Below are 12,569 nucleotides of genomic sequence, written 5' to 3' on the forward strand. Positions count from 1 at the left end.
TTCCTTTTGAACTTAACTATTTAGCGATTTTTGTTTGGATACTATTATGCTATCAATTGAGCGACTGATGAAAGAAGCTTTATCTTTGCCAAATGCGTTGAGAGCGCAGTTAGCAGAGATGCTAGTTGAGAGTCTTGAATTTGATATAGACGGAACAGTTCAAAAGTTGTGGACTGTGGAAGCTAAGCAGCGTCGCGACGAAATCCGAAGCGGTATGGTTGAGCCAATTCCAGGAGAAGAAGCGTTAGCTCAGATTAGGCAAATTATAGCACAAGGAGGTACGTTTTTCACCCGGCAGCATTAACTGAATATGCTCAAGCTGTCCAATTTTATACATAGCGTCGAGTTGAATTAGCGCAAGCTTTTATTAATGCCGTTGAAGATGCTATCTTCCGTCTTGTCGAATCTCCAACTCGTTCGCCGATAGTTGATGAAGATATTCGCCGTTGCCTAACGCGAAAGTTTCCTTATGGAATTCTCTACACAATAGAGGAGGATGTTATTGTAATTCTGGCAGTAATGCACTGCAATCGAGAACCTGGATACTGGAAAGATAGAGTTAGGGAGCAACCACCCAATTAAGTTGATAACGCATGGATAGAATTAGGCGATCGCACTTTAGTTAGATTGGTGGGTGGAAGGGCGCTCGCATCCAGCCACCGGAACTCGTCAATTCAACTCACTTAAAACTTTGGTCACTGCTGATGCTTGCTCTGGATAAAGCTTCGCTAAATATCCACACATTTCATAAGTGGCATCTAAGTAGTAGGCACAGGGAATTAACAGGCGTTTGAAGTTCTGTTTATCACCTATTTCAGCAAGAATTGCTGCAACATTTGGAAGGTGCTGATAACGATTAATAAGAATCATCTCTGTAGTTCTAATCGCTTGAAAACCAAAACTCGACTTTGCCTGAGATTTTGCAACTGTTTCAAGCGCTCTCGCCTCTATCCCATCATCTCTAATCTGCCGAACTAACCTTAGAGCATTAGCATAGGTTTCTTGTACAGCTTCTCTATCTTCTACTTCGATTTGACATTCAGCAGCTATTGCTAGTACCTCTACAGCCTGTTCTCCTTCAGCGTTAATTTCCCGTGTTATTCCTAAACCAGCAGAAAATTGCTTCAACTGAATTTGTACCTTGACAATTTCCAGCATTGCTTTCAGTTTTTCTCTTTTATCGTCTATTTCTAGTGCTGTTTCCCAAGCAATATTTAGAAACTCCTGAGATTGAGTTTGAGCTTGTGCCTCCGCGATTGTCCGTAAAGTCCACGATCGCTCCCAAACTTTTTCGAGCTTTTTTGCTTGTGTGACAGCCTCAGTAAAAGTAGAGCGTGCTCGTTTCGTTTCGCCGTCTTGCGCTTGTATCTGTCCTATTATTCCTAAAACTTGAGGCAGGGTAAAATCTTGACCATTTTCTTTAGCAGTTTCTCGGGCAGCATCAAAATCCCTAATCTGAGCTTGTCCCTTTGCAATTGTGCGTAAAATCGCTTCCTTACTAGGCTCATTATCTAACTTCCGTGTTATATCTAAGGCACGAGTAAAAATGGTTTGTGCTGTATCCTTGTCTCTAACCTGACCATGCGCTACTGCAATTAAAAGGAGTACGGTTAGCAATCTACCTTCATCTTCGATCGTCTCCACCGTATTTAAAGCTGCAGTATGTTCTCCGCTTTGTACCTGTTTCTCTGCAAGTGTTTGGAATGCCCAATCTTTTGAGCCTTGGTTGTGAATTTTGTGTGCCATCTCTAAGGCTATGGTAAAAGTAGCTCGTGATTCATTTTTTAGCCTTACTTCTGCTTGCACTTGTCCTATTGTTGCTAAAGCTTCTACTTGTTTTTGTTCGGGAGGCTTGAACCATGTTGCAGTTGTGAGAACACAAGCAAAGATAGCTCTAGCCTCATCTCTCAATCCAACCTGTGCCATCTTGCTTGCAATTACCCCTATCATATGTGCCTTATTGCTAACCATCTTGTCCACTAAGGATAAAGCAGCATTAAAATTTTGATTTTCTGCAAAGGCTTCTGCAATTGGTTGTAGTAACTGTAACTGCGTTATTTTTTCAGTCTGACTTTGGGTTGGCATTCCATTAACCACCTGAAATGCACCGTTAACATCTCCTTTCGATGCCAAGACTTTAATAATTGAACGCAATACATTTACCTGCGTACATTCCCAGCCAGTCTCTTTGGCTGTTTTCATGGCATTGATGAATTCCCCTGCTTTAGCTTGTGCAATTGCAACGTCCTGCAAAGCCTCTGCTTTTTGCCATTCATCATTAATCGTCCGCGCAGTGTCTACGGCAACAGCAAGATTAGCTCGTGCTGCCTCTTTATGCCCTACCTGTGCTTGTGCAATGGCAATTTCTCCTAAAGCCCATGCTTGCTTTTGTCTGTTGTTTATTGTTTGTACCGTTGTTAAGGCAGCATCAAAATCTCCTAATTTAGCTTGTGCAGCTGCAATCTTACTCAGTTTGTCATCAATAGGCTCTGTAGTTTCAAGAATGAATTTAAGGGTTTTTTGTGATGCTGTTTTGTCTCCATCCTGAGCTTGTGCTACTGCAATATCTGCTAGTGCGTGTATTTTCCACCATCCATCCTCCATAGACAGGGCTGTCTCAAGGGCGATTGTCAAATAACCACGCACAATCAGGGTTTCACATAAGGGTACTTGCTGATAGTCATACAACAGGCGTTGCCTCAATTCTGTAAAAGCATCCTTGTTGATATCAGAAACATAGGCAAGTATGTAAGCTGCATACTCAACATAACTTGCTCGTGTACCGTGAGTTGCGACACCACTGGTGCTCAACCCGCGAACTAAGTTTTTCTTCCGCAGCTTTTCCAGCGTTGCTTGTGCTTCATTCAATTGGTTAGTATCTTTCAACTCCCACGCCAGTAGCAGATACCACAAAGCACAGCGTTCAATCTCGTACAAGTCCGCCAGTGCATGAGCACGATTTAAATTGCCCGATCGCAGTGCATCGAGGGGTGAATCTTGCGCTGTTGTCTGCAACAGTTGCCGTGCGTGTAACAGCATAAATTCTGCCATTTCTCCTGCTTTGTCTTCCTCGGCGGCGGCTAACAAGGCAGTCTGCACCGTCTTCAAAGGCAAGTCAGGCTCATCGGGAAACTGTTTAATAGAGTGCGAGTAAAAGTCTTCGTTACGTGCGATCGCATACAACTCCTCCCAGTGCTTCACATCCCGCAAGTGTTCCGCATAATGCCGGAACGCATAAGGACTCTGGTATTCGTCCCACTGAGCGCAATATTTAATCAGTTCCTTCTGAGATTTTTTGGTATTCGCTTGGATTTCAGGCAGGACGGCAAATTGTTCGGCTAATGTCGAATGAGCGAAAGAGAATACGAGACAGTCCTCTAACTGACGAATTTTGAACCATCGACTTACCTGCCACGGCAGTCCGACTGGACTTTCTCCCATGAGTTCTACTAAATCGTCAGAAGATAGCTCTCCTTTGGCAATAGTCAGAAAATAGAATATCTTTCGCATATCTGGGCGAGAACGCCAATCTTCTAATCGATTTAAGGCTTGGTATTGCTGACGAATGTACTCAGCAAAACCCTTGGGTGTTGCTGCAAGTGTTTTGCGGATTGCACTTTCCTCACCCTGTTGTGCTACTTCTAACAACTCATCGATTAAGTATTTAAGAAAAAGTGGTATTCCTTCAGTACGATCGCACACCTGGGTCACAAAAGTTTCGTCCTGTGCCAGAGTTACTAACTCACCCTTACCAGTTTCTTGTAACCAGTCTGCGATCGCACAACGAGGCAGACGATCGAGGTGTATCGGCTCAATATCTTTTGTCCAACCAGACAAGTATTCTAGCTGCTCCCCTTCAGAGGCTCTGGCTGAGGCAATAACAAATACATTCTGAGACAAAGGAGTAGGAAAGGGTGGTGAGAAGGGACGATCGGCTTCATCTAAACCATCTAGGACAACAACTAAAGGTTTACCTTTCCAGTCTTTAACAAAGTCATGAAGAGCCTCCCGCAACTTGGTTTCATTATGGGACAACGGTTTACTCAATTCGCAGTAATTATAAAGTTGTTGCAGCAGATTGCGATAGGCATTAGCGACTGGACGGGTAATTTCCTCACGGTGACTGAAAAAGTGATAAGCGATAAACACACCGTTTCCCTGGCGTGATTTTACCCAGTTTGCTAACAGTGCGGTTTTACCAAAACCCGCCCTGGCGGTAATAATTTTCCATCTGTTATCGGATTGAATTAAGAACTTATCTAGGAGTTCTAGTATCTCGGAACGTCCAACAAATAGCTTGGTGTATTCCTCCACGAGTGCCAAGGTGCGATCGCTCACTTCCGACCTTCCAGAATGCTGTTGAGGCAGTCGCTCTTTCTTAATTTCTTCCCATTCCAGTCCTAAAACTTTGCAGTAAGCCTTGAAAACTTCGGTACTGATACCTTCTTTTCGAGTGTTGTATAGAAAAGCCTTCCAAGTTCCTTCTGAAATACCGTCAGCGAAAGGTCCCACTATTGGCCAATCTAGATTTGGCTTTAAAACCTTACTTGCTTCAACTAGCCATTGAGGGTCGTCTACCTTCCAACCCTCGTTTCTGGCTTGTTTAATTTTTTCTAAACCCCGATCGGAAGCTTTGAGATAAGGCATCGCTTATATCTAATTGTGATGATTGTCAAGATCGACTTTGGATCGATCTTAAACCGATCGTGCGAAACCCTGACTAACTCACGATTATGGAAGTGTGAGAAGCACAGTTGGCCAACGAACTTCTCCTTTGTTCAAAAAACCACAGAGGAGAAATCAAATGAAAACTTGCGAAATTACTGGCTACATCAAGCGGATTGAACAGCTATCAGGTAGTTTGTCAGCTATCCCAGAAGGACATTGGTGCGTCCTTTCCGAATCAAGTCACCTGCTCATTCATGTCCAATCTGTACTCAAAATGCCTGTAGGTGAAACCGACTTGCTAGACGGGAGTGTGGGGCGACATTGGTCAAAATATCGCAAAAACCAGCTTTGGGCTACCCATAAAGAGGGAAAGTGTACATACAAGTTCCCCGATGGGCGCTACTGCGAACCTAAAACTTATCACTTTGACGAACTGGGAAAATATCGTGAATGGGAACAGACTATCTATATCCCGACAATCTTGCCGGATTACTTAAAGCGTAAGTACCCCAAGATTAGGGGTTAGATTACCACAGGAGGGGCGGGCAAAGTTGTTTTGGTTAAATGCGATCGCCCTTATTTTCCCTGCATTGCGATCGGCCGTCTCTTGTCCCAAATCCATCCTTCGCTGCTACTTTAGCTTGCGTAAGTCAGGCAAGTCGGCATTTATGAGGACTGCTCAAAGCTCGATCGCCTTTCTCATTCCGAATCCAAAAGGGCGATCGATCTTTTCCATCCACATATCCCAAAAGCGATCGCCCTTATTTTTATTTACTCGCGCACATATTCAACTTGTTAACATGATAACATATCAGCAGAACAGGTGTACGATCGTGAGAATATAAAAATTGGAGGAAACCTATAGCCTTTCTCAGAAAGATGAGGTACTCATGGGCATAGGGCATAGGGCATAGGGCATAGGGCATAGGGCATAGGGCATACCTCACTTTTTTGAGAACCGCTATAAGTGGGAAAGAGTACAGAAGTGCCAGCGAAGCGACACGACCCAAATTACATACAGCTATCGGGAGATGTCCGAAAAGAACTAGGACTTCAGTTTAAAGCTGCGTGTACTCTCAAGCAGCTAAATATAGGAGAAGGGTTGGAAGAAGCAATAGAAATATGGTTCCAGGCTCAGCAAGCCCCCTCATCCAGCAAAAGCAGCAAAAAGGGGAACGAGTGAGAGATCCAGAACGGGAAAAGAAGAGCTTGGCAATCCCATCAACGAACCCGTACAAGCGTATAACCTAAAAGAAGCGAAAAAGAAATGCCAACAGCTAGCCACTGAATATGAACGGTCTCTTGCAGATGTTCGGCCTGAAGGCAAAGCCTGGTTTCGCTGCTACTTTCAGTGAGGGAAAATCCATGAAAATTCGAGAATCAGTTGGTCAAAGTGTATGGAATCATTCTGAGGGTTGGTGCTGCGAGCCTCTTGACCCCATACCGGCCGGTCATATTGCCCTAGCCGTTGAAGCGATCGATATTAATCTTGTAGACTGGGATATCGAAGAAATTGGCGAAAAAGCAGGTTTTGATATTCAGTACAAATACACGGGAGTCAATGACCCGCAAGATTCATCTTTAGCTTGCGTAACTCAGTTTGTGGGCATCTATGAGGAATTCTCAAAGCTCGATCGCGATTTGGAAATTTTGATTGCAGCCGGCATCCCGCGTCATTTATTTAAAATACTGACTGACAACGATGACATCGATTTGAAGCCTGTAACGCAATACCTCAAAGCAGTTTCCTAATGTTTTGGGTGTAGCGCAATTGTTGCTTTTTCAAAGTGCGTGAAGCGGAGCTATCCCGTAGGGAATCGCCCTTATTTTCCGAAAGTGCGATCGCACTTTTACTATCCCTATCAATATGAGACTCAACCATTTACACCTACCACACTCAACTCATCAGACATTTCGGAATTATTGGTTTTATCAATTTTTGGTAACTGTTCACTATTCAAGAATTCTTCAAATAAATCAAAAAAGCGCTTCAGTGCATCTGCTTCATCCTCAGAATAAAAAAGAATAATCCGACTCCAAGATTGAGTATCTGCTTGGTTAAATCGATTTTCTATCCATTCTTGAAACTCCTCAAACTTTGTTTCTTGTTCTGTTACAGGGATGCCAAGTTGACGGCGCGCAAAGGTATAGCCGTCTATAAAAACATGGAGATGACTGAGCGATCGCTTCCCCAAGTATAAAGACGATCTTTGCTTAATTTTTTCTAGCAAATCATACAAATCTAACATTGTTTCATCTCCTTTCAGCTAAAATTCAATTTCCGCAATCTCAAAATTACCGCCCAGCTCGATCGCCAAACAATAAAATTTTCCCAACCACTCTTGTTTAGGAATTCCTTCATTGTGGATATTATCAAAAATTAGTTCCTCCCCATTTATTTTAACTGCAATAGCTTCATGCCGTCCATTTGTAGCAATATTTTGTCCGAGGTCATCATGGTAAATATTACCATATTTTCCCTTGGCACTGCCAGTGTAAATTTTTAGTTTTTTCCCCGAAATACCCCTGGTAATTAAAAACTCTTGGACGCTTAAAGCGCAAGCATTACATTCAAACAGCTTAAATTTACTAGCTATTTCTGAAATTTGTTGTCGTAATTCGTCATCGATCATGTTTAATTATTTGACCATCTCTTGGCGCCATCCTAACTCCGCTTTACCCTAAATAGTTATTCACAGGGTCATAGCTACCTTGATAAGTGCTGTAGATGCGGTAGCCAGGGAATACTAAAGCAATGCCAATGGGACTGTGAATAGTCCCCGGATAGTTTTCTTCGGGCTCGCTACCCCCAATCCGAATTTTGAGCGCACCCAGCCAAATGTAGAGCCCTGGAATTAAAGTATCTAAACTGTAGGCGAGCGCTCGCATTTGCAGATCGGGGGGATTAATCGGTTTTAAATACTGTGGCTTTTCAGGTTTGGAAATGGACATGGCACTGATTCCCCTGCGTTATGGTACAAAAACGGTCTTGTTGATTACACTTTAACATAAACTAAGTTTCACTTTTCAAGTGTTAAGCTTATTTTACTATTTTGTCGCGATCGCCCTTACAAATTTCATATCCCAGCGTTTGATAAGCCTGAATATACGCTTCTAGAGTCTCCTCTTGCGGTACACCGTCAGGTCAATAAAATTGCTTTTCAGGTATCGGTTGCCACCAACGATCGTCTTCCTCAGCAGCCCATGCAAAGCAGTTATATTCTTGAGATTTAGGGCGGGTAACTTGATAATCCCTGCAAGACACATTGGGTCACTTAAATTCAAATTAGGGTCTTCTATACATTCTATTCAATCGCGTAGCCTTGATTTCTCCCCCAATCTATCCAAGCTGATGCCATCTGTTTTAGCCTTCCCCTTTGTTCGGGTTTAATGGGATTTTCACCCGTAATTGCACTCAACGCCGATAACCAGTAAAGGGGATTTCTTTTCAGTTCCGATAGCAACAGCGGCACGATTTGTGTTCCCATACTAATAATTTCCTGATAGGCAGGATGGTGAGACATTTGGGCAGTTGAAGAAAGTCCAGCAACATCTTTCTCCCAATCCGAGGCTAGTGCATAAAATTTGTCAACTATATCAGGGGGAATTTTAGCATTTTTGTGGAAAATATTTTGAGCAGTATTGGGTGAAAGACTTTCTGGCTGTGCGAGTAAGTTTTCGAGGCCTATTAAAACTAATTCTTCTATCGATACATTCAAGTCGTTAGCGAGTTTTTGTAACTTCAGGAGGCGCTCATCTGAAAGGGCGATCGCGATCGTTTTCATCGGACTTACTAACTAGCATGAGGCCTTAAGTATAGCCAATAAATTACTGACCTTTAGTCACCGTTAAACCAAATTGTAGGGTGCGTTAGACATTAATTCTTTCGATTTCAACAGGTTTGAAGGATCAGACGCACCCTACGAACAGTATTTCGCTCGCCCCCACCATCAACTAGATGCAAGCTAGATCCAGTCCGGCCTGAATCGGGGGGAGTCCAGAAGTATAGAATAGAGGTTGCGGAACCGGCACACCCCCCGATCGCTCGCCCCCAGCAATTTGTTACCCTAAAAATAGAATCTCCCCTCCCTCAACTCCCTCCCATGAACAACGCTTCTCCCCTGATTCAAACGATAACTCCAGAACGCTGGGCCGGGTTTAGTATGGACTTTATAGGGGCGGGTTACACGGGTGTGTTGGTCAAAAACGGCCGCGCCGTGCGTACCCTAAAATCCGGGCGGCATTTCAGCTTTGCCCTTCCCCTGCTGGAACAGGCTCAAATTGTCCTCGTAGACACCAAACTCCGCAATTTGGAGGTGCAGTCGCACGGAGATTTTTTGTCTAAGGATCGATTTTTAATTGATGCCACTCTGACCGTTATTTATCAAGTTATAGATCCGAAACGGGTAGCTTTGGAATTGTCCGATCCTATAGGTGCTTTAGCAAGTGCAGTTAAGGATTGTATGGGATTAGCGATCGGGCAAATACCCCTACAACAGCTTATCAGTCAAGGACGGCTGTTGCTGCGCCAAAATTTGCTCGATCGCGTCCAAGATTTTTATACCCTAGGTTTTAACTTAGAAGACGTGCGAATTGGCGATGTCAGCTTTCCCGAAACCAACGGAGTTATTCGCCAAGTTGAGGGAATGAGTGCCCGACAGGAAGCAGAAAATGCCGCCGCCTTGCAAATGAGAATTGCCGAAGCAGGCCGTCCGATTGTTCCTCAATCTCCCGTACAGCAGTTAAACTTAATTTCAGGTAATTCTCCTGCGAGTCTTCCAGCTTCAGACACAGCAGCAGGGTTCGATCGCGATTTACAACAACTAACACAACAACTTGCTCAAAACAGTCTCCCTGCTGGGAGAAATCCTCCCCAACTTGCACCAACTGTACTCGCAAGCAGCGATCGCCAAACAACCGCATATTTAATCTACAAACTTTCTGGAGAGGCGATCGCCCTAACAGCCAATCCCTTTACAATTGGACGCGAACCGACCAACACTTTAGTATTACAAGATCCGCAAAGTTCGCGCTACCACGCTCAAATCCGCCGCGCCACTGACGAAATTGGCAAACAGCGATATCAGCTTGTCGATAGCGGCAGTTCCAACGGCACTTTTGTAGGGGGGCAGAGGCTGGCTGCTAACGAGCCTTTTTGGCTACCAAATGGTTGCGAAATTGCGATCGGCGACCAAAAATGGATCTTTCAAAATTCGTGAGTGAAAGATATGAAGATGTTTTTAAACAGCAGATAAAGACAAATGAATCCCATCAGCATTCATCTGTGTTTATCTGCTGACATCTGCGGTTAAAAAATCCCAATCAACGTAACTTGCTTTAAACGATATACAAGTAAAAAATGCCGAATCTACCGTCAATATGAATGTTTTTTTAAACCGCAGATAAACACAGATAAACACAGATAAATTCCATCGGCTTTCATCAGTCAGGTTTCTGTAGGGGCGTTACCAAGAGTCCCCGCCATTCCCACACAGCTTGACCGAAAGCATCCAGGATACCCGCCACGTGATTCATCCGTCCAGAAATAAAAAACCTGTATCCAATAAATGAGCCCCCGAATTTATCCGTGGGGTCAATGCTTCAATTCTAAAATCTAAAATCTAAAATCTAAAATCGATTGACACCTTCTCCCTCCCCAATTCCCTATACTCCCAGGTAGAAGTCTCTTGCCAACCCTAGGGGGGATATCTCCACAAGCATTTCGAGCGACAATTTGTCAAGATGGAAAATATAAGTAGAGGACAACCTGATGAACTTTTCTATACAATCTGTTTACAACTGGTATCGCGACACCCTCCGCAACCCCAAATACCGCTGGTGGATTATTCTGGGAACCCTGGCATATCTGGTAAGCCCGATCGACATTGCCCCAGACTTTCTCCCCGTCGTTGGACAAATTGACGATGTGGCAATTGCAGTCTTGCTGATTTCCGAAGTTTCCCAAATGGCGATCGACTATTTTAAATCTCGCCAAACAGAGACAGCTTCAGCATCCGAAGCCACCGGTGCCAATTATTCTGAAGCCAACGGTAGCACCGTTGACGTAGATGCAGTTTCTGTAAAATAATTGCCAAAAATAATCGAGCGCTACAACCCCGACTTCTTCAAGAAACCGGGGTTTTTGTTTTTTAAATGGCAACTGCTCAGATCGTGCTCCAAAGCTGGTAATTTTAACTTTGACATCCTCACCGACCTAAAGGCACGGTGATTCCAAGAATCACTTCTTGAACCTTTCTGCTTCTTAGCAGCGGCCTCCACCCTCAAGGAGATTTGGTCTTATGCTCGCTCCACAGACTAACCCCGCAAGCCCTGCGGTTTTTACGTGTCGAATACCAAAAGGAATTCTTGTATACTATTTGATTCTGGGGGTGTTTACCATTGCCCCATCCTCTTTTCCCGGTCTACCAATTTTTCTTCCCCGTTGCAATTGTTGCAAGCTTTGGTGTTAGGGTTTATGTCTCCATCGTCACGGGTGGGTCATTGACCACTCAAATTATACCAGTAAAGCCGTCCTAAAAGGACGGGGTTTCTACCCAAATTTTCTGATAATCCATCTGTGTTAACAACAAATTTTTTTAGAGATGAAGTTTAGCGAAATAGTACAAAAACTTAACTTAGCCACCAGTCGCACCCTCACAGCGTCGGTTGCTACCGATCCAGAAATTACAGGCGCGGCCCCTGTTGATGAAGCTGCATCGGGCACAATCAGTTACATAGAAGGTGCTAAATTTGCCGCTCATACAGCCACTACAAATGCTTCGGCTTTAATTTTACCCTTAGATGAAAGTCTCCAAGCTCAATGTGACGATCGCAACATTGCTTGGATTGCCGCACCCGATCCGCGATTGGTGTTTGCTGAAACGATCGCCATTTTCTATCAACCGTTTCGCCCAGCATCGGAAATTCATCCCTCAGCCGTCGTTCACCCCTCAGCAGAAATTGGTGAAAATGTCTATATCGGCCCCCACGTCGTTATTCAAGCAAAAGTCAAAATTGGCAGCAACGTTTGCATTCATCCAAATGTCGTAATTTACCCAGATGCGGAAATAGGCGAAGGCACTGTTTTACACGCTAATTGTGTCATTCACGAACGTACTCGCATCGGAGCAAATTGCGTGATTCACAGCGGTGCGGCGATCGGTTCCGAAGGTTTTGGGTTCGTGCCGACACCCACAGGATGGGTGAAAATGGAGCAGTCTGGCTGCACGGTATTAGAAGAGGGCGTTGAGGTTGGCTGCAACAGCACGATCGACAGGCCCGCTGTCGGAGAAACCCGCATCGGCCAGAATACAAAAATCGACAATTTAGTACACGTAGGTCACGGCTGTCAAGTAGGAAAAAATTGCGCGTTTGCCGCTCACGTTGGCATGGCTGGCGGAGTAAAAATTGGCAACAATGTAATTTTGGCAGGTCAAGTAGGAATTGCTAATCAAGCCAAAATCGGAGATGGGGCGATCGCCACTGCTAAAGCCGGAATTCACAGCGACGTGCCCGCAGGTGCGATCGTGACGGGCGTTCCAGCAATTCCCCATAAACTATTTCTCAAAGCCGCAGCCGTCTACAACCGCTTGCCCGAAATGTACCAGTCTCTGAGGCAACTTCAGCGCAAGCTCGATCGGTAGTCATTAGTTATATACTTAAGCCTCTTGATTCATTCTTGTATAATGTCAAGTTCTGTAGGGTCGGGTTCGCGAGTTTTCTTAATTTTAAAGCCCGCAGCTTTATAAACCCGCCCCCCCATATAAGGACGAATCAACGGGACATGATATCACCTGTTAAAAGAAGAAGATTTAACAATCGCCCGCAACGAATTTTCGAGAGTTTGAGAGTCTTCTTCACGCGCGCCTGACAGGATAGACTTAATTCCGTATACCGAAATT

At 44.3% G+C, this 12,569-nt stretch carries 15 protein-coding genes; 9 read left to right on the plus strand and 6 right to left on the minus strand.

The window, feature by feature from the left end; all coding sequences use genetic code 11:
- The first annotated feature begins 46 nt into the window (after nucleotides 1-46).
- Nucleotides 47-304, plus strand: a complete 258-nt coding sequence (locus QUA00_RS12910; RefSeq protein ID WP_333409859.1) for an addiction module protein — start codon at nucleotides 47-49, stop codon at nucleotides 302-304.
- A 62-nt stretch (nucleotides 305-366) separates the two neighbouring features.
- Entirely contained in the window at nucleotides 367-582 is a 216-nt protein-coding gene (locus QUA00_RS12915; RefSeq protein ID WP_333409893.1) for a type II toxin-antitoxin system RelE/ParE family toxin, read from the plus strand.
- Between the two features lie 87 nt (nucleotides 583-669).
- On the opposite strand, the gene QUA00_RS12920 is transcribed toward QUA00_RS12915, so the two are convergent.
- Nucleotides 670-4,647 (minus strand): ATP-binding protein, encoded by a 3,978-nt coding sequence (locus QUA00_RS12920; RefSeq protein WP_333409860.1) that lies wholly within the window; start codon nucleotides 4,645-4,647, stop codon nucleotides 670-672.
- Nucleotides 4,648-4,804: 157 nt separating this feature from the next.
- On the opposite strand from QUA00_RS12920, the gene QUA00_RS12925 reads away from it, so the two are divergent.
- From QUA00_RS12925 to QUA00_RS12940, 4 genes are all read left to right on the plus strand, one after another.
- Nucleotides 4,805-5,194 carry a hypothetical protein gene (locus QUA00_RS12925; protein WP_333409861.1) on the plus strand — a complete coding sequence of 130 codons (390 nt, stop codon included), beginning with the start codon at nucleotides 4,805-4,807 and terminating at the stop codon, nucleotides 5,192-5,194.
- 25 nt (nucleotides 5,195-5,219) lie between these two features.
- Nucleotides 5,220-5,513 carry a hypothetical protein gene (locus tag QUA00_RS12930; RefSeq protein WP_333409862.1) on the plus strand — a complete coding sequence of 98 codons (294 nt, stop codon included), beginning with the start codon at nucleotides 5,220-5,222 and terminating at the stop codon, nucleotides 5,511-5,513.
- A 122-nt stretch (nucleotides 5,514-5,635) separates the two neighbouring features.
- A complete protein-coding gene (locus QUA00_RS12935; RefSeq protein ID WP_333409863.1) occupies nucleotides 5,636-5,851 on the plus strand; it encodes a hypothetical protein in 216 nt (71 codons plus the stop codon).
- Nucleotides 5,852-6,033: 182 nt separating this feature from the next.
- Complete coding sequence (locus QUA00_RS12940) at nucleotides 6,034-6,420, plus strand: hypothetical protein (RefSeq protein ID WP_333409864.1); 387 nt, start codon at nucleotides 6,034-6,036, stop codon at nucleotides 6,418-6,420.
- Nucleotides 6,421-6,542: 122 nt separating this feature from the next.
- Here QUA00_RS12940 and QUA00_RS12945 read toward each other — a convergent pair whose 3' ends face one another.
- From QUA00_RS12945 to QUA00_RS12960, 5 genes are all read right to left on the minus strand, one after another.
- A complete protein-coding gene (locus tag QUA00_RS12945) occupies nucleotides 6,543-6,917 on the minus strand; it encodes a hypothetical protein (RefSeq protein WP_333105119.1) in 375 nt (124 codons plus the stop codon).
- Nucleotides 6,918-6,935: 18 nt separating this feature from the next.
- Nucleotides 6,936-7,301, minus strand: a complete 366-nt coding sequence (locus tag QUA00_RS12950) for a papain fold toxin domain-containing protein (RefSeq protein ID WP_333263911.1) — start codon at nucleotides 7,299-7,301, stop codon at nucleotides 6,936-6,938.
- Nucleotides 7,302-7,344: 43 nt separating this feature from the next.
- On the minus strand, nucleotides 7,345-7,620 hold the full coding sequence (locus QUA00_RS12955; protein WP_333286156.1) for a hypothetical protein: 276 nt from the start codon (nucleotides 7,618-7,620) through the stop codon (nucleotides 7,345-7,347).
- A 193-nt stretch (nucleotides 7,621-7,813) separates the two neighbouring features.
- Complete coding sequence (locus tag QUA00_RS36820) at nucleotides 7,814-7,933, minus strand: DUF7689 domain-containing protein (RefSeq protein WP_445301065.1); 120 nt, start codon at nucleotides 7,931-7,933, stop codon at nucleotides 7,814-7,816.
- A gap of 40 nt (nucleotides 7,934-7,973) precedes the next feature.
- A complete protein-coding gene (locus tag QUA00_RS12960) occupies nucleotides 7,974-8,453 on the minus strand; it encodes a hypothetical protein (RefSeq protein WP_333286158.1) in 480 nt (159 codons plus the stop codon).
- A 318-nt stretch (nucleotides 8,454-8,771) separates the two neighbouring features.
- Between QUA00_RS12960 and QUA00_RS12965 the strand changes: the two genes are divergently transcribed.
- The 3 genes from QUA00_RS12965 to lpxD all read left to right on the plus strand — a co-directional run bounded on the left by QUA00_RS12965 (nucleotide 8,772) and on the right by lpxD (nucleotide 12,311).
- Nucleotides 8,772-9,887, plus strand: coding sequence for an SPFH domain-containing protein (locus QUA00_RS12965; protein WP_333409865.1), 1,116 nt, complete (start codon nucleotides 8,772-8,774; stop codon nucleotides 9,885-9,887).
- A gap of 551 nt (nucleotides 9,888-10,438) precedes the next feature.
- Nucleotides 10,439-10,756: a YkvA family protein gene (locus QUA00_RS12970; protein WP_333140663.1), complete on the plus strand. Its 318-nt coding sequence runs from the start codon at nucleotides 10,439-10,441 to the stop codon at nucleotides 10,754-10,756.
- A 514-nt stretch (nucleotides 10,757-11,270) separates the two neighbouring features.
- On the plus strand, nucleotides 11,271-12,311 hold the full coding sequence (gene lpxD, locus QUA00_RS12975; protein WP_333409866.1) for a UDP-3-O-(3-hydroxymyristoyl)glucosamine N-acyltransferase: 1,041 nt from the start codon (nucleotides 11,271-11,273) through the stop codon (nucleotides 12,309-12,311).
- Nucleotides 12,312-12,569: the final 258 nt, after the last annotated feature.

Origin of the sequence: Microcoleus sp. T2B6 (assembly GCF_036700475.1) — a bacterium.
Taxonomy (GTDB): Bacteria; Cyanobacteriota; Cyanobacteriia; order Cyanobacteriales; family Microcoleaceae; genus Microcoleus.

Excerpts from the sequence above, each read along its gene's own strand:
- QUA00_RS12910 (WP_333409859.1), top strand. The coding sequence starts at position 47 with ATGCTATCAATTGAGCGACTGATGAAAGAAGCTTTATCTTTGCCAAAT.
- QUA00_RS12920 (WP_333409860.1), bottom strand. The coding sequence starts at position 4,647 with ATGCCTTATCTCAAAGCTTCCGATCGGGGTTTAGAAAAAATTAAACAA.
- QUA00_RS12925 (WP_333409861.1), top strand. The coding sequence starts at position 4,805 with ATGAAAACTTGCGAAATTACTGGCTACATCAAGCGGATTGAACAGCTA.
- QUA00_RS12940 (WP_333409864.1), top strand. The coding sequence starts at position 6,034 with ATGAAAATTCGAGAATCAGTTGGTCAAAGTGTATGGAATCATTCTGAG.
- QUA00_RS12945 (WP_333105119.1), bottom strand. The coding sequence starts at position 6,917 with ATGTTAGATTTGTATGATTTGCTAGAAAAAATTAAGCAAAGATCGTCT.
- QUA00_RS12950 (WP_333263911.1), bottom strand. The coding sequence starts at position 7,301 with ATGATCGATGACGAATTACGACAACAAATTTCAGAAATAGCTAGTAAA.
- QUA00_RS12955 (WP_333286156.1), bottom strand. The coding sequence starts at position 7,620 with ATGTCCATTTCCAAACCTGAAAAGCCACAGTATTTAAAACCGATTAAT.
- QUA00_RS12960 (WP_333286158.1), bottom strand. The coding sequence starts at position 8,453 with ATGAAAACGATCGCGATCGCCCTTTCAGATGAGCGCCTCCTGAAGTTA.
- QUA00_RS12965 (WP_333409865.1), top strand. The coding sequence starts at position 8,772 with ATGAACAACGCTTCTCCCCTGATTCAAACGATAACTCCAGAACGCTGG.
- QUA00_RS12970 (WP_333140663.1), top strand. The coding sequence starts at position 10,439 with ATGAACTTTTCTATACAATCTGTTTACAACTGGTATCGCGACACCCTC.
- lpxD (WP_333409866.1), top strand. The coding sequence starts at position 11,271 with ATGAAGTTTAGCGAAATAGTACAAAAACTTAACTTAGCCACCAGTCGC.